General features: G+C 62.8%; 19 protein-coding genes. 10 read left to right on the top strand and 9 right to left on the bottom strand.

Annotated features, from left to right (window positions below; genetic code table 11):
- Nucleotide 1 precedes the first annotated feature (1 nt).
- Both VGL22_RS10595 and rsmD read right to left on the bottom strand, forming a co-directional pair.
- Entirely contained in the window at nucleotides 2-2,332 is a 2,331-nt protein-coding gene (locus tag VGL22_RS10595) for a glycoside hydrolase family 130 protein (protein WP_465266886.1), read from the bottom strand.
- The gene (rsmD, locus tag VGL22_RS10600) at nucleotides 2,329-2,940 is read right to left on the bottom strand and encodes a 16S rRNA (guanine(966)-N(2))-methyltransferase RsmD (RefSeq protein ID WP_465266887.1); all 612 of its coding nucleotides are present in this window, start codon (nucleotides 2,938-2,940) and stop codon (nucleotides 2,329-2,331) included. Before rsmD ends, VGL22_RS10595 begins: the two co-directional genes overlap by 4 nt.
- A 76-nt stretch (nucleotides 2,941-3,016) precedes the next feature.
- On the opposite strand from rsmD, the gene VGL22_RS10605 reads away from it, so the two are divergent.
- Both VGL22_RS10605 and rsmI read left to right on the top strand, forming a co-directional pair.
- Nucleotides 3,017-4,138, top strand: a complete 1,122-nt coding sequence (locus tag VGL22_RS10605; protein WP_465266888.1) for a CBS domain-containing protein — start codon at nucleotides 3,017-3,019, stop codon at nucleotides 4,136-4,138.
- A gap of 300 nt (nucleotides 4,139-4,438) precedes the next feature.
- The gene (gene rsmI, locus VGL22_RS10610; protein WP_465266889.1) at nucleotides 4,439-5,320 is read left to right on the top strand and encodes a 16S rRNA (cytidine(1402)-2'-O)-methyltransferase; all 882 of its coding nucleotides are present in this window, start codon (nucleotides 4,439-4,441) and stop codon (nucleotides 5,318-5,320) included.
- 3 nt (nucleotides 5,321-5,323) lie between these two features.
- Here rsmI and VGL22_RS10615 read toward each other — a convergent pair whose 3' ends face one another.
- Entirely contained in the window at nucleotides 5,324-5,791 is a 468-nt protein-coding gene (locus VGL22_RS10615) for a hypothetical protein (protein ID WP_465266890.1), read from the bottom strand.
- Between the two features lie 126 nt (nucleotides 5,792-5,917).
- On the opposite strand from VGL22_RS10615, the gene VGL22_RS10620 reads away from it, so the two are divergent.
- Nucleotides 5,918-6,877, top strand: coding sequence for a PLP-dependent cysteine synthase family protein (locus tag VGL22_RS10620; protein WP_465266891.1), 960 nt, complete (start codon nucleotides 5,918-5,920; stop codon nucleotides 6,875-6,877).
- Nucleotides 6,878-6,934: 57 nt separating this feature from the next.
- Here the strand turns inward: VGL22_RS10620 and VGL22_RS10625 are convergent, their stop codons facing one another.
- Nucleotides 6,935-7,126 (bottom strand): hypothetical protein, encoded by a 192-nt coding sequence (locus VGL22_RS10625; protein WP_465266892.1) that lies wholly within the window; start codon nucleotides 7,124-7,126, stop codon nucleotides 6,935-6,937.
- A 202-nt stretch (nucleotides 7,127-7,328) separates the two neighbouring features.
- Here VGL22_RS10625 and VGL22_RS10630 point away from each other — a divergent pair, with 202 nt between their 5' ends.
- Nucleotides 7,329-8,768, top strand: coding sequence for a chloride channel protein (locus VGL22_RS10630; RefSeq protein ID WP_465266893.1), 1,440 nt, complete (start codon nucleotides 7,329-7,331; stop codon nucleotides 8,766-8,768).
- Between the two features lie 244 nt (nucleotides 8,769-9,012).
- Here VGL22_RS10630 and VGL22_RS10635 read toward each other — a convergent pair whose 3' ends face one another.
- On the bottom strand, nucleotides 9,013-10,413 hold the full coding sequence (locus tag VGL22_RS10635) for a pyridoxal phosphate-dependent decarboxylase family protein (protein ID WP_465266894.1): 1,401 nt from the start codon (nucleotides 10,411-10,413) through the stop codon (nucleotides 9,013-9,015).
- A 66-nt stretch (nucleotides 10,414-10,479) separates the two neighbouring features.
- Nucleotides 10,480-10,758 carry a hypothetical protein gene (locus VGL22_RS10640; RefSeq protein WP_465266895.1) on the bottom strand — a complete coding sequence of 93 codons (279 nt, stop codon included), beginning with the start codon at nucleotides 10,756-10,758 and terminating at the stop codon, nucleotides 10,480-10,482.
- A gap of 290 nt (nucleotides 10,759-11,048) precedes the next feature.
- Between VGL22_RS10640 and VGL22_RS10645 the strand changes: the two genes are divergently transcribed.
- Together VGL22_RS10645 and VGL22_RS10650 are read left to right on the top strand one after the other, a co-directional pair.
- The gene (locus VGL22_RS10645) at nucleotides 11,049-11,549 is read left to right on the top strand and encodes an ATPase domain-containing protein (protein ID WP_465266896.1); all 501 of its coding nucleotides are present in this window, start codon (nucleotides 11,049-11,051) and stop codon (nucleotides 11,547-11,549) included.
- Nucleotides 11,546-12,751 carry a sensor histidine kinase gene (locus VGL22_RS10650; RefSeq protein WP_465266897.1) on the top strand — a complete coding sequence of 402 codons (1,206 nt, stop codon included), beginning with the start codon at nucleotides 11,546-11,548 and terminating at the stop codon, nucleotides 12,749-12,751. The genes VGL22_RS10645 and VGL22_RS10650 overlap by 4 nt, the downstream gene beginning before the upstream one ends.
- A gap of 515 nt (nucleotides 12,752-13,266) precedes the next feature.
- Here the strand turns inward: VGL22_RS10650 and VGL22_RS10655 are convergent.
- From VGL22_RS10655 to VGL22_RS10665, 3 genes are read right to left on the bottom strand one after another with little or no spacing between them, the layout of a single operon-like run.
- Complete coding sequence (locus VGL22_RS10655; RefSeq protein WP_465266898.1) at nucleotides 13,267-14,088, bottom strand: DUF3108 domain-containing protein; 822 nt, start codon at nucleotides 14,086-14,088, stop codon at nucleotides 13,267-13,269.
- 19 nt (nucleotides 14,089-14,107) lie between these two features.
- Nucleotides 14,108-14,737, bottom strand: coding sequence for a methyltransferase family protein (locus VGL22_RS10660; protein WP_465266899.1), 630 nt, complete (start codon nucleotides 14,735-14,737; stop codon nucleotides 14,108-14,110).
- Entirely contained in the window at nucleotides 14,734-15,756 is a 1,023-nt protein-coding gene (locus VGL22_RS10665; protein ID WP_465266900.1) for a glycosyltransferase family 9 protein, read from the bottom strand. Before VGL22_RS10665 ends, VGL22_RS10660 begins: the two co-directional genes overlap by 4 nt.
- Nucleotides 15,757-16,047: 291 nt before the next feature.
- Between VGL22_RS10665 and VGL22_RS10670 the strand changes: the two genes are divergently transcribed.
- From VGL22_RS10670 to VGL22_RS10685, 4 genes are read left to right on the top strand one after another with little or no spacing between them, the layout of a single operon-like run.
- The gene (locus VGL22_RS10670) at nucleotides 16,048-17,100 is read left to right on the top strand and encodes a hypothetical protein (protein WP_465266901.1); all 1,053 of its coding nucleotides are present in this window, start codon (nucleotides 16,048-16,050) and stop codon (nucleotides 17,098-17,100) included.
- Nucleotides 17,093-18,271: a hypothetical protein gene (locus VGL22_RS10675; protein ID WP_465266902.1), complete on the top strand. Its 1,179-nt coding sequence runs from the start codon at nucleotides 17,093-17,095 to the stop codon at nucleotides 18,269-18,271. Before VGL22_RS10670 ends, VGL22_RS10675 begins: the two co-directional genes overlap by 8 nt.
- Nucleotides 18,268-18,504: a hypothetical protein gene (locus VGL22_RS10680; RefSeq protein WP_465266903.1), complete on the top strand. Its 237-nt coding sequence runs from the start codon at nucleotides 18,268-18,270 to the stop codon at nucleotides 18,502-18,504. The genes VGL22_RS10675 and VGL22_RS10680 overlap by 4 nt, the downstream gene beginning before the upstream one ends.
- On the top strand, nucleotides 18,501-19,586 hold the full coding sequence (locus VGL22_RS10685; protein ID WP_465266904.1) for a DUF4129 domain-containing protein: 1,086 nt from the start codon (nucleotides 18,501-18,503) through the stop codon (nucleotides 19,584-19,586). The genes VGL22_RS10680 and VGL22_RS10685 overlap by 4 nt, the downstream gene beginning before the upstream one ends.
- The last annotated feature ends 188 nt before the right edge of the window (nucleotides 19,587-19,774 follow it).

The raw sequence follows: 19,774 nt of genomic DNA on the forward strand, positions 1-19,774 counted from the left end.
ATCAATGTCCACTTGGCGCCGCTGGCGCCCCAGCCGGTTTGAGTTCAAAGTGATGCGGCACGGGCGCCGCCTCCGCGTAGATCTTGTCTTCCATGGAGTCCTCAAAGGCCTGCAGCCGATCCGCGCCGCCCGCCTCCGCACCTGTATCGGCATTCTGGATGCGCATGCGGGAATGGATATAGTGCGCCTCCACGAGATCGCGCACGTCCCAGCTCACTACCTGAGCCTGCGATCGCATGGGGGTGTTGTAGTCGGCGAGATTGATGCCGGCGGCGAGTTCCTCTGCCGAGAACCTGCCAATGTCGCGATCGTCGATGCGCAATGCGTATTGGCCCGGAGCAAGATCCGTGACAATGAGCGGCTCCTGGTTCAGCGCTTTCTGTATGTCGGTGATGTCGAGCAGCATGGCAGTGGTGGCGTTCTCTTTGAGCAGCGGCAGCGGAAGCCCATTGTCATTCTGTGTCCACGTGAAGGTATCGCCCGCGTGTTGCAACGCGTCGACGCTTGTGTTTTCTGATGCAGACACGCGTGCGCCGCCGGCATCGATGCTTACGCTGGTGACGAGTGCCGGTGCATTCCAGCCCTTGAGGAGCGCTTCGGTCATGACCCAGTGCGCTGGAGGATCAGGATGCACCCGATCAGGAAGGAGCAATTTGGCAAGGCGAGGATCGAGGGCCTGCGCTTTCTCGATGGCTGCCACGGTGGCAGGGTTAAGGTTGACGAACGTCGCTCCATGCTCCTGCGCCAGTTGCCGGTCCACATCGGCAAAGTGCTGCATGACAGCGTTGTATCCGCCTGGGAAGGTTGACGGCGCGGTCACATCGTCAAAGGGCGATGGGCCCAGCAGCGTGATGCGCGCATCCGGGGCGTTCTTTTTGATTGAGTCGAGAATGTGCTCATAACCGGTGCGATAGGTTGAGTCGATCTCCGGCGTGGTGGGCTGGTATCCGCCGTCATTCATGCCCAGCATAATGGTGATCACGGTCGGGTTGTCGACAAACACATCGCGCGGCAGGCGCTGATCGATGGGCCCTGCCCATCCGCCGTTGACGCGATCGCCCCCGACTCCCGCGTTGTAGAAATGCACGCGCATTTTGGGGAAACGCGTGACCGTGTAGAGCTGCACCCACTGGTTGTAGTAATTCTGTTCGGTGATGCTGTCGCCATAAAACACCACACGGTCTTCAGGATGCAGGTAGAATCCGCGCGACACGTCGGTCGGCGGCTGCGGTCCCGGTGCAACGGCGACCGCCACAAGGGAATCCGCGCACCCGTAATATAGAAACCACTTGCCGTGGAAAAACACCAGGCCCTCGGCGAATGTGGTACCCGCCGCGTACTGGCCGGTCTTCTCGTAGGGCAGTTCAGGTTTCAGCACCGGCTGATCGGTTTGTGTAATGAGGTGCTGCGGATCCTTCGCATCGAACAGCGCCTCGCCGGCGGCGTACGCATTCGGGCCCATCGACGGGTCGCCTCCCGCAGGCGCGTTCTTGCCGTTATAGAGAACTACGATGCCCTTGTCGGTGAGCACAGGCGGCGGCCCGGTCTCAGGAAAGCTGGAATCGAAATGCCCGGCGCGCGGCTTGAGCAGTTCAACAGGATCGCCTTTCGCATTTTCCACTGGGGTCCAGTGAATGGCATCGTTCGACGAGGCAAGACGAATGACGCCCTCGCCCCAGTACATCCAATACTTTCCATCGATTCTGGCGGCGATGAGCCGCGCTTTCTCTGCATCAACCCGCGTGACAATGCCCGCAGACTTGTACTTCAGATCCGCGTACTTGCCCCCCGCTGCGGCCAGAAACGCCGGCCCTTTTTTGTTCCAGTGTTCGAGATCCTTTGAAGTCGCAATGCCCACCGAATATGTCGTCCGGTTCCACTGTGTGTAGGTCAGCACGTACGTCCCGTCCTCAAGCTCGACGATGCGCGGGTCCTCCGCGCCGCCGGGCCACTCACGTCCCTTCTGATCGTCTTCCGCGGGATAGAACACCGGCGTAGCGCGTCTCGTGAAGTGGATTCCGTCGGCGCTCTCCGCAATGCCCAGCCGCGAGGTGTGCATACCGATTGCCATGGTGCCGGAGTTGTCCTCCGCGCGGTAGAGCACGTACACCTTGCGATCGCGCACGATGGCCGCAGGATTGAAGGTGTGGAGGGCCTCCCAGTGCACCGGCGCGTGCGAGAGCGGATCGGCAAACTGCGATTGTGCATTGGGGGCGATGACGGGATTCCCAGTGGCCGGCCGCGTGAACGGGCCGATCGTCCAGTCTAGATTCTGCGCGTGCGCCACGATAGCCGACATCAGAACTGTAAATACACAGGTCCCGACTTTCATGCGTTCTCCTCTTTGAATTCCGTTTGCGAGTCTTGCGGGATGGGTTTCGGCTCACAGACTACGTAGAAACTCAGCGCTGCATCGCCCTGCCGCAGCAGCCGGGTTCGCTCCAGCACACCTACAGCCTCCGGCAGTTCTTCTTTGCGTCGATGTTCCGCAATCACCACGGCACCTTTCCGCAGGAGCCCGCACGCTTCGCCGCCGAGAGAGCCGAGGGCAATCTCGTATTCGTTGGCCGCGTCGTAGGGCGGGTCCAGAAACACGATGTTGAAACCCGGCTGCCCGACTTCATGGCCCAGAAAGGACTTCGCGGTCCGGGATTCAACCACTACACCCTGCTTCAGCCCTAATCGAGCCAGGTTCGTGCGCAGAACCTTCAGGGCGGGGACAGCGCGCTCCACAAACACGACCCGCGCCGCTCCCCGGCTCATCGCCTCGATGCCGACTGCCCCGGAACCGGCATACAAATCAAGGAAATGCGCGCCCTCAATTCGTGGGGCCAGAACATTGAATAGAGTCTCGCGCAGGCGGTCGGTGGTTGGCCGGGTGGCCAGTCCCGGCGGGGCCTCCAATGTCCGCGAACGCCATGTTCCTGCAATGATGCGCATCGCACCCCAGCATAATTGAGAGCGCGCCGTCGGCCTATCTCGCGCTGCATTTGCACTGACCCTCTACAATAGCTTCATGCGAGGATGGTCACTGCCGCTGGGTCGCTGGATGGGTGTCGAATTGCGCGTCCACACCTTTTTTCTGCTTCTCGCATTGGTGTGTCTGGGCCTGGGCGTGCCGGATACGGGTCAGTTCGCGTTTGCGCGCGGCATGGGAATGTTTCTTGTGCTGGTTACGGCAGTAGTTGTGCGCGAGACCGCGCGCCTGCTGGTGGCCGCGTGGCTGGGCCTACGCCTGCGCGCTATCCTGCTGCTGCCTATCGGCGGCCTGTTCGCTTACGCAAACCCTGAGAGCCAGGAGTTGGCCACCAGCGGCGGCGCTCAATTTGCCCTGGCTGCGGCAGGTCCTGTTGCCAATCTGCTCACATCAATTGCGCTCGCCGGGCTGTTTCTGGGAGCCGGCGGCAGCTTCGATCTGCTGAGCCGTCCCCTGGTAACCTCCGCGCACCTGCTGCGTAGCATGGTGTGGATGCAGGCCGGACTCGGGTTGCTGCACCTGCTGCCTGCTTACCCACTGGATTGCGGCCGCCTGATGCGCGGCAGCTTTGCACGCGCCCATGGCGTTGGACCCGCAAGCCGCGCCGCCACCGGCCTGGGACAACTGCTCGCTCTGGCAGCGATGGTGGCCGGCATGCTCTTCCATAGCTGGTGGCTCATCATCGCCGGCTTCTTCATCATGATCGCCGCGCAAATTGAAGATCAGGGCGTGTTTTTCCAGTCCGTCGTTGATACGGTGCGCATGCGCGAAGTGATGCTCACGGACTTTGCCACGCTGTCGCCGTCCGACACCCTGGCGGACGCGCTTTCCCGCTGCGTGCACTCGCTGCAGGAAGACTTCCCGGTGGTGCGCGGGCCGCAACTGGTCGGCATCGTGTCGCGCCAGCGGATTGTGGATGCGCTGCGCAGTGACGGCAATGGCTACGTTCAGTCAGTCATGTCGCGGGCATTCCAGGTGGCGCGCCCGGAGGACACGCTCGGCACGACGATCAGGCGAATCACTGCGGGGCGCGGATTATCGCTCATTCCCGTCACGGAGAGCGGCCGCGTCATCGGGATAGTGAGTGTGCAGAACCTGATGAGTTCGATGTCGCTGCTGGCGGAGCAACGCCGCTACGAACGGCAGGAAACCGAAAGCTGATCTGTTGACATGATCTCGGGGCCAGTAGGCAGCGCGTATCCTGGAACGCCGGCGGTTTCGGCATTTCTATGCCTCCTTGGGGCCGTGGGTGTCAGATAAGGGTTGTATGCCCGTCGGCGCAGAGAAGGCAATGTCATTCAACGGCATCAGTCGGCAAATGCGGTTCAGGCACTCACAGCTGCCCTGTTTTTATGGGCAGTGCCATGGGCCGGTCTGACTCAGCGGTAGAACCCCAGCGATTTTCAGATCTCCTGACCTTGGCCCGCTCACCGGCTGAATCCTAGTATCGTTATTGCAACGATGCATTCTGACTCATCGCCTCTCGCTCCGGGTCTCTATCTCGTCGCGACCCCCATCGGCAACCTCGGCGACATTACCCTGCGCGCCCTCGACGTGCTCAAGCGCGCCGACCGCATTGCCTGCGAAGACACGCGCCAGACGCAGAAGCTGCTGAACCACTTCCAGATCACCACGCCGACTGAAAGCCTGCACGAGCACAATGAGCGCGAGCGAAGTGCACGGATGGTAGAGGCACTTAAAGGCGGCGCGCGCATTGCGGTGGTCACGGATGCGGGAATGCCCGGCATCAGCGATCCGGGGTCCATCCTCACTGCGGCGGCGATCGAGGCGGGCGTTGCGGTGATTCCCATTCCCGGCGCCAACGCCGCCCTAAGCGCGCTGGTGGCCAGCGGGCTCAACACCACGGGATTCACGTATCTGGGTTTTTTGCCAGAGAAGGCGGGCCAGCGCCGCACGCGCCTTGAAGACATGGCCGCGCAGGCTGGAGAGACGCCGCGCACGCTGGTTTTCTACGAGGCACCGCATCGCATTCTGGAGACATTGGCCGATCTCGAGTCCGTTTTCGGCCCGGCTCTGCGCGTCGTGGTCGCGCGCGAGCTCACCAAGGTACACGAAGAGTTTCATCGTGGCACGGTGGTGGAGGTACGGCAGGATCTCGCCTCGCGCGATCGGGTTCGCGGGGAAATGACGGTGATCGTCGAAGCGCCTGCAGCCTCACAAAACGCCGCGATCCCTGCGGAGAAACTCTCCGCGCGCATCGCCCGCATGCAGGCAGAAAACGGTATCGACGAGAAGGAAGCGCTCAAGCGACTGGCACGTGAGATGGACCGCTCCAAAAGCGATCTCTATCGCGAACTGCAGCGCGAACGCGCACGGCGTTAATTCTTAATGACCGTCGGCGAGCTCCCACGGGCCCGGTGCTTTCGGCTTTTCAGTGTCGCGACCGCGTACCCGGTCGTACAGGTAGACGTCGCTTGTCGTGCCCAGTCCTTCGTTGTACAGCCCCAGCGCGCCCGTCACCCGGTTCAACTCCTCGGTGAAGTCCTGAATTGCGTGCAACTGCGCCGCCGTGGCCGGGAGCTCGAATTTTGCCGTACGGATGAACTTCTGGTATCCCCTGTCGAGGAGACGCGCGATCTCGCCGCGCACCAGCAGCCCCGGCGTTACCGCCAGGCGGCCGCCACCGCTCTCCCACTTGGCATCGGTCTCGCCCGGCACGATCACCGCGGCTACGCCGTTTTTCGCCATTTGCATCCCATTCGGAACGCCCGTGAACGGCGTCACTTCGAAGCCCTGCGCGCGGAGCGCATCCAGCATCTCGTCAAAATTGCGGTTTTTCGATTTCCGAGCCATCGGCAAGCACCCATCTGCCCAGTCTGAGAGGATAGAAACGAGGATGAAACAGGTCCAGCGGGCTTCCCCTGCTCATGAATTGATGATAGCCGCTTCCCCGCGCACGAGTTGACTGAACACGATCGAATGACAACGACCAGCACACATGGGCAGCCGGGCTGCCTCATAACAGAACGCATCGGGAACACTCCGCTGCTGCGTTGTGAGAAGCTCACGCGCGATCTGCCCGGCATCACGATCCTTGCCAAGGCCGAATGGATCAACCCGGGCGGGAGCGTGAAAGACCGCGCCGCCTGGTCCATCGTGCGCCAGGCTCTCAGTTCCGGGCAGCTCTCCGCCGGCAAGACTCTGCTGGACGCCACGAGCGGCAACACCGGCATCGCCTTCGCCATGCTGGGCGCGGCACTTGGGTTTCCCGTGCGGCTGTGCATGCCCACCAACGTTTCGCCGGAACGCAAGCGCATTCTGCGCGCCTACGGAGCCGAGGTCGACTGGACCGACCCCGATCAGGGCTCGGACGGGGCCATCCGCCGCGCACGCGAGCTGGCGGCAAACGAGCCGGAGAAGTTCTACTACGCGGACCAGTACTCCAATCCTGCTAACTGGCAGGCGCACTACCACTCCACCGCGCCCGAGATCTGGCGGCAGACAGGCGGGCAGCTCACGCATTTTATCGCCGGCCTGGGTACCAGCGGAACCTTCACCGGCACCACGCGCCGGCTGAGGGAATTTAATCCTACGATTCAAGCCTTCAGCTTCCAGCCTGACTCTCCTTTCCATGGACTCGAAGGCATGAAGCATATGCCTACCGCCATTGTGCCGGCCATTTACGACCCCGCGCTCGCCGATCGCAACATCGAGGTAGAGACGGAAGCCGCCTACCGCATGGTGCGCCGCCTGGCCCGTGAAGATGGACTGCTCGTCGGCATCTCCGCCGGCGCGGCCATGGTTGCCTGCCTGCAGGTGGCCCGCGAAGAAGTCAGGGCCGGGCGAGCCGCCACCATCGTCACCGTACTGCCTGACTCCGCCGACAAATACCTCAGCGAGCGCTTCTGGGACGAAGAGGGCTGGGCCTACTCCATCTAGGCACTCGCCTGCCGGGACGCGTACGTCAGAGAGACAGGCGGGCTGCAAACCAGGCTCTCAGTCTTCCCGAGTTTTCTTGTTGTTGCGCCTGGCGTCGCCGGTCTCGCGGCTTTCGTCGAGGCCCGTCGAGTCGGATGTGTTTACGGTGCCGAGCGAGTCGTTCACAACACCGTCGTCGGGGTTAGCGTTTTCGTCGACAAGGCCGCCGGGCTGGTCATGGGTAGGTTTCAGCTTTTCGTTCACGCGCATATCTCCCATGGGATTAGATGCGTGGCGTTGCCCTGCTCGCCGCCAAAGTCGCGGTAGCGCTCCAGTAACGTCTCGCTGGGCGATGATGCCTTCGAGTCTGCGCCGGTTGGCGCGGTTCACCATCGGCACAATCTGCGAGGGGCCGAGAATGACCCTCCTATACTGAAAGAGCAGGGTTTTTCCAGAAGGGGTACCGCAGACATTGAATTATTGGCAAGAATTGGGCGCGCTCTGGTCGAAGTTGATCGTCTGGCTCCTGCGACGGCTGCCTAATGAGCAGCAGCGATTGCTGGCATTCACCATCCTTGCAGGCGGCTTGTGCGGGTTGGCTGCCGTCGCGTTTCACCTGAGCATCGCGTGGCTAGAAAAGGTGATGATCGACCACGCCAATGCTGCGGGTGGTTATCGCTGGATCGCATGGACCATCGTCACTCCGGCCTTGGGAGGCCTCATCGTCGGAGTGGGACTCACCTATTGGGCTCCGGCGGCGGCGGGCAGCGGCATTCCACAGGTGAAGGTTGCCTTTTCGCTGCGCTACGGCCTGATCACGATCCGCGAGACGATTGGCAAGTTCGTGCTTTGCGCATTCCAGCTCGGCGCGGGAGCTTCGCTGGGGCTTGAAGGGCCCACGGTGCAGATCTGCGCGGGGGTGAGTAGCTTCCTGGCCCGGGCGGCGCGCCTGAGCCCCCGGTATTGCCGGCGCATGGCATCGGTGGGCATGTCGGCGGGAATCGCGGCGGCGTTCAACGCACCCATCGCCGCGATCACGTTCACCCTGGAGGAACTGATCGGCGACCTGGACCAGACGATGCTTTCGGGGGTTATTGTTGCAGCCGCGCTGGCCGCGGTTGTGGAGCACTCTATTCTGGGCAGCACACCGGTGTTTCATGTGACCCGGCCGTATACGCTCGCCAATTCCTCTTCCCTCGTCTGGTACGCGCTCCTGGGTGTGCTGGCTGCCTTAGTTTCGGTCGCCTTCACCGATTCGCTCCTGTGGACGCGCGCGCAGTTCAAGCGGTGGACGGCGGCGCCGAAGTGGGTGCATCCGGCGATTGGAGGGGCCGCGACCGGCTTGCTGGCTGTGATCGGTCTCTACTTCTTTCACTACAACGGCATTGCCGGCGACCCCTATAAGACCCTGACCCTGGCGCTCGCAGGCGCTCTGCCGGTGACGATGATGGCGGTGTTTTGCGTGCTCAAGCTGGCGGCCACTGTCTGTTCGTACTCGAGCGGAGGATCGGGAGGCATCTTTGCACCGTCCCTCTTCATGGGCGGGATGCTTGGCGGCGCGGTTGGCTACATCGACGTGACCGTGTTTCACCACGGCGCGGACTCCATCGGCGCCTTCGCGGTGGTTGGGATGGGAGCCGTATTTGCTGGCATCGTGCGCGCGCCCATGACTTCCGTGTTGATCGTCTTCGAGATGACCGGCGGCTACGGCCTGGTGCTGCCCCTCATGATCGCCAACATGAGTGCGTACGTGCTGGCGCGCCATTGGCGCGTCATCCCGATCTACGAAGCTCTGCTGGCGCAGGACGGCGTCCATCTGCCACACCCTGGCAAGGCGCTGGATCCTCCGGGGAAAATGCCCCTCCACACATCCGATCTGACAATCAAGCAGACTGATGACGCCCCGGCGTAAAACCACGAGCTCACCGAACCACGGGGCTCTGCTGGGAGCATGACCCGCGGCATAGCGGAAAATCCACGGTGATTCGATTCATTTTGGGAAGCCTTCCCGCAGGCGCCCGAACACAGCGACGATTATGGGGTCTCGGCGCACCGCATGAAGACTTGGTGCGTCGTAAGGAATTCTTGAGTTACCCAGGAATGCGATCCCTGTTGCGGGGTCCCCGGCTCAGTTCTTCCTGGCTCGCCGGAACCTCTCACGCACTCACTTCTCCGGCCGCGGCGAGCACTTCAGATACCACCGTACGCACATCGTCTTCCGTGGTGCGGTGGTTCACGATGCAGGCACGCAACGTGAACTGCCCCTGGACCATGGCGTTGGAGAGATAGACATGCCCCCGCTGCGTGACGCGCGTCAGAATTGCGCGGTTGAGGGCGTCAAGATCGCGGCGGGACGCGGTGTAGCGGAAGCAGACGGCACTCAGCGCGACAGGCGCGAGGCGCTCCAGTTGCGGCTCAGCGTCAATGGCTGAGGCGAGAACCTGCGCCAGGTTGAGGTCTTCGGCGATGGACTGCTCAAAGGCGCGCAGGCCGAAGTAGCGCAGGGAGAGCCAAAGCTTAAGGGCGCGCAGGGGGCGCGACAGTTCCATCGACTCCTCAAAGAAGGCGAACCCCTCAACGGGATCGCTGGTGAGCGAGCGGGCATAGTCAGCGGTGTGGGAGAAGGCGCGTCGTGCGTCGGCGGGATCGCGATAGAGCAGGCAGCCCACGCCGGCGGGCTGGTAGAGCCATTTGTGGGGATCGAGAGAAAGCGAATGGGCGCGGTTCATGCCCCGGAATGCGTCTGGAATGGCGAGCGCGGCCAGCGCTCCGTAGGCGCCGTCCACGTGCATCCACAGGCCGAACTCGTCACAGAGGTCGGCAATCGACTCGAGGGGGTCGATGCTGCCGGTCGCCGTGGTGCCGGCGCTGGCAACGATTGCGATGGGAGTCTGCCCTGATTCCAGGTCGCGTCCGATCGCGGCGCGGAGTTCGTCAGCGCGCATGCGGAATTTGTCATCGACTGGGATCAGCCGCACGGCGTTGTGCCCCAGGCCTAACAGGGCCGCGGCCTTGGCAATGGACATGTGTGCTTCAGTGGAGCAGTAGAGGGTGCCGCCGCGCACGCCCGCCTGATTGGCAGGCGCCCTGGCCTCGCGCGCCATGCATAGCGCCATCAGGTTGGCCGACGAGCCGCCCAGAGTCAGACTCCCTGAGAACCCGGCGCAGCCGAGGGCTTCTGCCAGCCAGCCGATGACGGTGCGCTCAATGGTGACGCCGGCCGGAGCCGAGCGCCACGCTGTGGCGTTCTGATTAAGCACAGCGGCGGCGAAGTCGCCCAGTGCCGCGACGGGCTCACCCGATCCGAATACGTAGCCGAAGAACCGCGGTGACGACGGCCGGGCAAATTCGAAGACGCGAGGCAGATCGTCAAACGCAGCAGAGCCCAGACCATCCTGCGGCAGCTTCCCGGTGAACAGTTGCCCGGTCTGCTCCCCGCTGATTCCAGGCGGATAGCTGGGGAGACCGGGGAGCTTCTCGAGGTAGTCGGCGGTGAAGTCGCTCAGCCGGTGGGCCAGAGCGCGAAAGTCAGCAGCGGGCAGAGAAAGGCTTCGCATATACCGTTCCGAGGATTTACTCACCCCAGATTACATGCGAGCCCAAGCACCCATGCTGGCGGGCGCTCATCCGTCGGTACCGTCGGCGTGGGTGGGCGCCTCTTGCACATACCAGCGGAAGAGCTCCGGCAGGTAATCGTAGGCCGATTGAAGCAGGTGCAGCGGAACGCCCCTGTCCACCGACTGCGGACCAGGAGCGCAGCGGACCACGTCGGCCATCTGTGTGTTCAGGTCCACCCTGAGGACCGAGTAGACGCCATCCCGCGCCTTCACCCTTACTTTGTCTCCGACCGCCGGGATGGCCCTGTCGTTGTGGTCGGAATCGATGAGATGGGTGACTGCCATGAGATGTGCCTCCTCGGGTTATTTTTGCCCGGTGAGCTTTCTTTCCGGTCCGAACTGAGGCTAGGATGCCAAGCATTTGAAGGATGGTTTGCGCCGGTTATTTTTCAGTTCTCCTTGAGGACAACTCAAGCCTGTACAGCTACGAACCATGTTGCCGGCATCTAAAACGGTGCCAGCGGCTATGGGGAACCAGGCAATTACACAAGAGAAGCAGGGCCCGCCTTCACGCTTCCCCCGGCTCAGCCGTACCCAATCAATTCTGGATCACAAGGTCAGGAGCACGCACACGCATGGAAATGGACTCGCGTCTGTCGACCGGAATCTCCGGCCTCGACGCTTTCGCCGGGGGAATTTATCGAGCGCATACGGATGGAGTCGAGACGAAGCATTGGTCCATCGTGGTGATCGACAGTCTTAACGGCTTGATGAACTCGATGAGCGAAGAACGCGCGTTGACGATACAGCTTCATGAGACGCTTTCCTATCTAAACCAAGTAGGAGTCGCATCTTTCATGGTGCTGGCGCAATTTGGTTTGCTGGGACAAGCGATGACGTCACCGATTGACGTAAGTTATCTGGCCGACAATGTCTTGCTCCTGCGGTATTTCGAAGCGAGGGGAGAGGTTCGGCAGGCGATCAGCGTAGTGAAGCGCCGCAGTGGCCCGCACGAGCGGTCCATTCGCGAGTTGCAGATCAGAGACGGAAAGATCTGTATCGGCGACCCGCTGAAGGATTTCACCGGGGTGCTGACAGGGACGCCTGAGTACAGAGGAGGGCAGGAGTTGCTGTGATCGAGAACGGAGTTCAGGATCGCCGGTTTCTGGTGATCGCTCCCGTGGGGCGCGATGGAGAGCTGATCTGCGCCTTGCTCAGGAATCACGGCTTCCCGGCCGAGTGCGTGGCGAAGATGGTTGAAGCGTCCCTGGTGGAGAGCAGCCGGCTGCTTGGCCTCATCGTGACCGATGAGGCGCTGGCGGGTGGCGGGACTGACGCGCTGCGGGTGGTTGTCCAGGAGCAGCCGGCCTGGTCAGACCTGCCAGTGCTGCTGCTCACCAGCGGCCCGGGCGAGCCACAATATGCCGTGGTTGCCAGCCAGGTAAGAATAGAAATCCGCAGCCTCATTCTCCTTGACCGGCCGGTGCGCAAGGAGCTTCTTCTGAGCGCAGTCCAGGTGGCATTCACGGCGCGCACAAAGCAGTTCGAGATCCGCGATGCGGCGGAGCGCCAGGTACACAGCGACGAAGCGCTGCGCAACTCCGAGAAGCTGGCGATGGCTGGGCGCCTGGCGGCCACCATGGCCCACGAGGTGAACAATCCACTGGAAGCGCTCGGGAATCTTCTCTTCCTGGTGGAGAACAGCTCCAGGCTCGACGAGGCAAAGTCGTATGCCCGGATGGCCACGCAGGAACTGGGCCGTATCAGCGAGATCGTGCAGCACACGTTACGTTTTCATCGCGCACCCGCGAAACCCGAGCTGACGGACCTGGCCGAGCTGGCCACGTCGGCCGTGGCGCTGTTCCGCGGCAAGTTGCTGGAACGCGGCATCGCAGAGCACCTGCAGGTGCAGCGGACGTTTGCTTACTGTTCAGCGGGCGAAATCCGGCAGGCGCTGGTGAACCTGGTAGGTAACGCGATCGATGCGATGCCGGACGGCGGGCAGCTTCATGTGCGCGTTGCGCCCATCCTGCACCGCGGGGCGCACTACGCGCGCATCACCATTGCGGATACCGGCAGCGGCATCCGCAAGGAGATCCGCAATAACCTGTTCACGCAGTTTTTCACCACCAAGGGGAGCCGGGGAACGGGCCTGGGACTGTGGCTCACGCGCGACATCGTGCTGCGCAATCAGGGCAAGCTGCGATTCCGCTCGCGCACGCGGCCGCCCACCGGGACGGCTTTCGCCATCTACATCCCGGCTACGGCTCCGCTGGACCTGATCCACAGTGCGAACCGCCCGAGGAACGGGGAGCGCACGGCGATTGGGGCCAGCTAGGCGAGAGCCCTTTGGGGCGCCCCGCTGCCTATCCGCTGGATGGATAGGTTTCGGGCCGATGATGCGGTGACCGGACAGGTCAGGCAAGCTAGTTACTTATTTATAACATTATGCGTTTATTCCATGATCATAAATGGGACAAATTTTCGCTACATCTTCGCAATATCTTCGGGTTTGGGGCGAAGATTGGAGAAGGGATGTCTATCGCTGTATCTATATCATTACGACAGGCTTGATTGATTTTTTCAGCTCCGATGTCTGCAGCGAATGGAGCCCAAACCCTATTAGTTTTCTGGTTAACACAGGACGCGGGCCTGTCGAGTTGGACAAGAGAGCTGGCGCGGGCTGGAGCCGACGGTTTCATGAGCGCAGGGAATCAAGTATGGACCCGAGCGACCTGCGGGACTGTGCGCACGGTCACACAAGAGGGGCGGAACGGCTCTAGCGCAAGGCAGGCGAAAACGGGTGCCCTGGCGACGGGGCCCTGACGTAGATACACCGGATTGCCTCTTGTTCTACCTGGCTTCGTTTGCCGACAGGCGGAAGGTAATGGTGCCCCAGAACAGCCGGGCGCGCATCTGGACGGGAAGATGGCGGTCGTCGTCGGTGTACCAGATCCAGATGTTGCCTCGATTTTTGACCACGCCGGCCTCGGCGGTGGGCTGCACGCGCACTGTCTTGAAGGTTCCGAGCGGCGTTTTGACCTCTTCGCGGCCTTCCACCTTCATGTTGACGAGCACCATGTGGGTGGCATCGGCGACGGGCAGAGGAAAACTCTGGCCCACGGACATGGGCTGGCTGGCTGCATAGTAGATCCCGGTGAGCAGATCGGTGAGGCACCCGGGGATGGCCTGCTCCACGTGTTTGTTCTGTCCGGTGACGAGGTTTTTCTCGTCGAGGATGGACTTATTGGCGCCGTAGTCCAGCTTGAGGGTGGAGTTGATCTGGCGGCGGCCTTCGACGGTTTGCTTGTCGAACTGGTTGGTGCAGCCTTTGGCGCGGTCAAAGGTGGACTGGAACTTGTCGCTGACGTGGAACAGGAGGTTGATGGCGCCGCTGGTTTCGGCGGTGGCGGAGAGTTTTTCCACGTTGTCCTGCTGCTCGAAGTGCAGGATCGCCGTACCGGCGGGAAAGACGCGCCAGTCCACCAGGTAGGTGAGGGTTTGTTTCTGAGGAAACGAGAACCCGGGCCGCGGGGGAGCAAGCGTCTGCGTCACCGGTTGAGGGGAGGGGTTCTGCTGCGCGCCGAGGAAAGCGGCGACGGCAAAGAAAAGTGCAAGGCGGCTAGAGAGAACAGTCGTGCGCTTCTTCACCGGCAGGGGAGACTCCTTATGCATTGGACGGTTCAAAGGTCGTTCAGGGCCGTCCGTGAAACAGGACATTCAACGCCGGCCGCAGCAACAGTAAAGCCAGGTACAGGAGCGCAGCCCCCAAAAGAGCATTGTACTCGCGGTGTTTGAGATAGAGAGGCAGGAAAAACCGGCCGCCGCCGCCCGCCCCGGGCGTGCGCGCAGGCGTCAGCCGCGGGATGAGGCGCGGAACGCGGCGGCAATATTCGTCGAACGCGGAAAACGTGGCGCGCAGGAAGCGCTCTTCGGACGCGATCACCGGCACATAGATGGCTGCGAACATCAAAGCGAGCGCCAGCCCCACGGGCCAGCTTTGGAGAGCCACGGCAAAACCGGCGGCAATCAGAATTGACCCGAGGTAGAGCGGATTGCGAACGTGCGCATACGGGCCGGTTGTGGTGAGCTCCTGGTTTTTTTTGACATACCCCGAGGCGTAGCCGCGCAGCCACAGGCCGGGAATCACCAGGGCGAGGCTCCACGCGACGGCCCGAAATTCCGGAGGGCGCTGCCACAGCTCAAACACATAGAGAGCGGCCACGGCGAACCCGAGGGGCACCCGGATGCGGCGGGCGATGCGTTGCCAGCGGCTGATCCAATCCTGGTTTTTCTCTTGTGGCGGCTGGTTTCCGTTGGTCATTCCGCCTCCGGCGAGAGCACTTCGTCCACGGCCTCGAGTACAGCCTGTGGGGATATCGTAAGCAGTCCGGCCTCGGGCTCGTCGAGGCGGGCGTGATTGCGCTGGCTGAAGGGGCTGCGCAGGACCTTGAAGCGGGTGCCGAAGGGGCCATTCCGGGCCGGGTCGGTGGGCCCATAGATCCCGACGACCGGCCTCTCCAGCGCACATGCCAGATGGATCGGCCCGGTGTCGCCGCCGATGGCCAAGGCCACCCGTCGATTGATCGCGATGAGTTGCGGGAGCGAGCAGCGCACCGGCACGGCCGCACCATGGGATTGCGCCTTGATGGTATCTGACAGGTGTTCCTCGCCGGGCGCCGTGTTCACCAGCACGCGAAAGCCGCGCGCCGCCAGCGACGAAGCTACGGCTGCATATCGCTCCGCCGGCCAACGCTTCGATCCCCAGCCGGCGCCGGGGATCAGCAAGGCTGCCGGGTTGTTGCCGAAGGGGGTAAACAGCTGGTCGCACCAGGCCTCCGCATGCGGGTCCACGGGGAGCAGTGGCTGCAGAGGCTCGAGGGCATCTCCGGCCACGGCCGAGGCCAACTCCACATCCTGCTCGATGACATGCCGGCCGGTGGTGGAAACGCGTTCCGTGAACAGCCATTTGGCCGCCCACTCGCGGGGGCTCCGCTCGCCGATGCGCCGCCGCGCGCCGGAGGTCCATCCCAGCAGTGCCGACCGGACCGCGCCCTGAAATTCCAGCACGGCATCATATTGGGCGGCCTTGAGGCTGGCTCGCACCTGTTTGATCTCGCCAGCTGTTCTGGCGCTGAGGGGAGCGCGCCCCCAGGCTTTCACGGGCGCAAGGTGGACCTGGTCGACCAAAGGCTGTGAGGAGGTCAGGGGTTCGGCAGGGGAGCCGTTGGCGGTGGTGAGCAGGTGCCGCCAGTTGGGCTCGATGACCCAACCAATGATCCAGGACGGGTGCGCCCGGCGAAGCGCGGTAACCGCCGGCAAGGCATGGAGAATGTCGCCCATGGCCCCCAATCGGACCACGAGCAAACGAAACTTGGACTGCGTGCGCAAACACCTATTTTCTCATAGCCCGCAGTGGGAAGCGGGCATCGAGAGTGTACGGAAACTGGACAGAAGCGGGCAGGCGGCTGGAGCAGCAGTCGACATCGTCACTTGAACCGCGGCCGGCCAATCAGCCTGGCGAGGGCGTTCGCAACGGGAAACTACAACATCCTTCCGAACACCTCAACTGGAGCATTTCGCAGGCTGCAAGCCTGTGCTAGTATCCCGGCAATACTCCTGGGAGACCAAGACATGGAAACCAACCTGCGTCCGCTTACGCTTGGCGAGATACTCGACCGCACGGCCCAGCTTTACCGGACCAATTTTCTGTTGTTTGCGGGGATCTCCGCGGTAAACGCAGGCGCCATGCTGGTGGTGGGTCTAGGGCAGATCGGGATTCAGGAATTCATGCGCGCGCGGAATATGACCGCGCACCTCACGGTCGTGAACCTGCTTATTGTCCTGGTGGAGTTTCTTCTGCTGTTCATCTTCAGCGGGATGGCGGTGGCGGCAAACAACCGGGCCGTCGCGTGGGTCTACATGGGGCAGCCGGCAACGGTGCGCGGAGCTTATAAGACGGTCCTTCCGCGGACCGGACGCTTTGCGTGGCTGATGACCCTGATCACGTTCCTGGCGGGCTGGCCGCTGCTGGTGATTTACGTGGGATATTTTGTAACTCTCTATCTTCTGGTGAGGCCTGCAACCAAGGCGGCGATGGCGGCCGGCGCCAAAACCGACCCCAGCACGGTGATGCTCATTGGGGTGATCACGCTTGCGTTTCTGGGCCTGACGGTGTTGGGCCTGGCTTACGCAGCGTTTATGGGCCTGCGTTATTCGCTGGCGGTGCCGGCCTGCGTGGTGGAAGAAATGACTGCCCGCAAGTCTCTCCGGCGCAGTATCACTCTGAGCGAGGGCGCGCGCGGACGCATCTTCATGCTGGCGCTCCTGATCTTCGTCATCGCGTTCGGGGTGGCGATGATTTCGCAGGTCTTCTTTATCGCGCAAATCTTCAAGCATCACGGAGCGCTTTCAGCAGGGCTGCGCGCCGTGCAGCAGGTGGTCCAATTCTTCACCAATACGTTTCTCGGACCGATGTACGCGATCGGCCTGACGCTGTTCTATTACGACCAGCGGGTGCGCAAGGAAGGCTACGACATTGAGTGGATGATGCAGGCGGCGGGGATGGGTGCGACACCCGATCAGCCAGAGCAGCCGGTGGCCGCGCCGCTCTCCGAGGAACGGCTGGCTCTGGCGAGGGCCGCGGAGGCGCTGGTCGCGGAGACGCCCGGGAACGCGCATGAATGATTCGCTGAGGCCGTCAACGCTGGGCGAGATCCTCGATCGGACTGCGAGCCTCTACCGATCACGTTTTCTCGTGTATTTCGGGCTGGCAGCGATTCCCGCAGCCCTGTTGCTGGGGTTGAGCGGTGGCGCGGTGCTGCTGTTTGCGTGGGCCGGGGTTACCACAAGTTCCAGCGGCACACCGAACCCGGAGGCGATTGGCGGATTGCTGGTGGGTTTGATGCTGCTGGGCATGCTTGCTCTGCCTCTCACCCTGGGATCGAATGCCCTTTGCGGCGCGGCGCTGTGCCACGCCGCCAGCGTGCAGACACTGGGCGAAAGCATCACCATGACGGCGGCGCTGAAGGCGGTGTGGAAGCGAGGGTGGCAGTACATCGGGTTGTATGTTTTGCAAGCACTGATGATCGCCGGCATTCCGTTCGGTGTCTGGACGGTGCTGATCATGATTGTGAGCGTGGGCGCGGCGGTGGCGGGCGGCGCCAATGCCGGGGGCGCGGGGATGCTGTTGTCCGGCGTGCTGGCCGTTCTGCTGTTTGTCGGGCTGGCGGTGTACGTGGTGTGGATGCTGCTGCAGGTGTGCCTGGCGTTTCCAGTGGCGGTGATTGAAAGCGCGCCCATCGGGGTCTCACTGAAACGCGCATGGCAGTTGTGCAGGGGCACGCGGGGCCGCATGCTGGTGCTGTTCCTGCTGGGAATCGCGGTGGCCTGGGTGGCATCGCTGCTGGTATCGATGCCGGTGATCTTTCTGGTTTCGCTGGTGCCGGGATTGAGTTCTCCGCAACACGCGGCGGTGATGGGCACGGTGATGATCATCGGCGTTTACGGCATGTCGTTCGCGGTACACGCGCTCACGATGCCGGTGTTTGCCATCGCGCTGGTGCTGTTCTATTACGACCAGCGTGTGCGCCGTGAAGGGTTTGATGTGGAGTTGATGATGCAGCGGGCGGGGATGCTGGCGGAGGCGGCTTCACAGCCTGAGGCGGCGCCATGGTTGGCGGAGGTTCCGCGCGGCGCAGAGGCGGGAGGGGCGCTGGGTGCGATGGAGACGGAGGAGGCGGTTGTTGCTGCGGAGCCGGTGCATGCGCCGGCGGGAGCAGCCGGCGATCCGGACGAGCCGTTGCACGTTCAGGAGCGGTTGGGGAGCCCTTCCGCGGGTGCCGGGGAGTCCGCATGAACCAGGCGTTGCGGCCTATGCGGCTGGGAGAAATCCTGGATCGCACATTCCATATTTATCGCGAGCGGTTCTGGGTGCTGGCCGCGAGCTATGATCAGCGCATACGGAAAAAGGGGTTCGACATCGAGTGGATGATGCAGTCCGCGGGGATGGCGGAGTCTCTGAGTGCTCCAGGGATCGCGAGCGTACCCGACGAACCTGTGGCCGAAGCGGCGGAGGAAGCGCGCGCATGACGAACTGGTCAAAGGCCTGTGTGCTTCTGGCTGGCTGCGCGTGGGGAGCGGTTCTAACGCCGGCGCAATCCGCCGAGGCCAGCCCGGAACCGCCGCGGGTGGCATCGCGCTCTGTTTCGATTGCGGATTATCGCGCGCACCTGGAAGCGCTCGAGAAGCTCACCGCGGCGTGCGCGAAGACACGCTCGGCTGAAGCATGCGATCCGCTGCATGTTGGCGCTGATGACGAGATTCCGTGGGGCGCGGGTTCACAGCAGCAAACGCGCGTGGTCCGGTTCGGGTGGCTGCGGGTGCTGCTGGAGAAGGCTCAGAAGCCCGAAGACGCGCAGAAGGCGAAGGGATCCCAGAAGGCAGACGATGACGGTGAGAAGGAGGAGGCGCCCTCCACTTCACAGTTGCTGAACGATGCGCGGGCGCGCCTGACACAAGACATAGCCCAGGTGGATGAAGGGGCGGGCGGTCAGCCATCGCACGCTGGGGAACGCGCGGCGCTGGAGCAGGTGCTGGCGGGGCGCGAGTTCCGCAATCTCAAGAAGCCGGAACAGGGGCCGAGTGCTTTGGAGAAGTTCGGCGACTGGCTCAACAAGTTTTTTGAGTGGCTGGGCGGAAAACGAGTACGCGCAGCATGGGTGGGACGCGCGCTGATCTGGGGCTTCCTGCTGCTGGTGGGAGTGGGTTTGGCATGGGCCTTACTGCAGATGGAGCGCCGCTGGCGCGTGCGGCTGGTGCCGGAGAGTGATGGGCCGGCGCCCACGGCGGCTTCGGCGCGCGATTGGCAACTGTGGCTCAAGGATGCACGCGAGGCCGCTGCGCGGGGCGAGTGGCGCGAGGCCATTCACTTTCTATATTGGGCGGCGATCTCCAGGCTGGAGTCGAAGAAGCTGTGGCCGGCAGACCGTGCGCGCACGCCGCGCGAGTACCTGGCGCTGGTGGCGGGGGATGACGCGCGCAAGCCGGGACTGTCGGCACTGACGCGCGAGTTCGAGTGGACGTGGTACGGCGGGCGGGAGGCGGGCGAGAGGGACTATCAGCGCGTGGAGGAGTTGGCGACGGGGTTGTTTGAGAGCAGAGGGCCGCGATGATGCGATGGTTGTCGAGCGGTCCTCGGGGAGATCAAAAGACTGCGGCAAAGCCCGGCTTGCGTGGCGGATTGGGAGTAGCAGGGGCGAAAGCCCCAGACATTCCAATGGGGTTGATCGGCACGACTGAAGTCGTGCCCTGTTACAAAGCAGGCGATAGTTGGGAAGTTTCAGCGTGCGCGTTCGAGGTG

This window comes from Occallatibacter sp. (genome assembly GCF_036502485.1).
In the GTDB taxonomy this organism is placed as follows: Bacteria; Acidobacteriota; Terriglobia; order Terriglobales; family Acidobacteriaceae; genus Telmatobacter.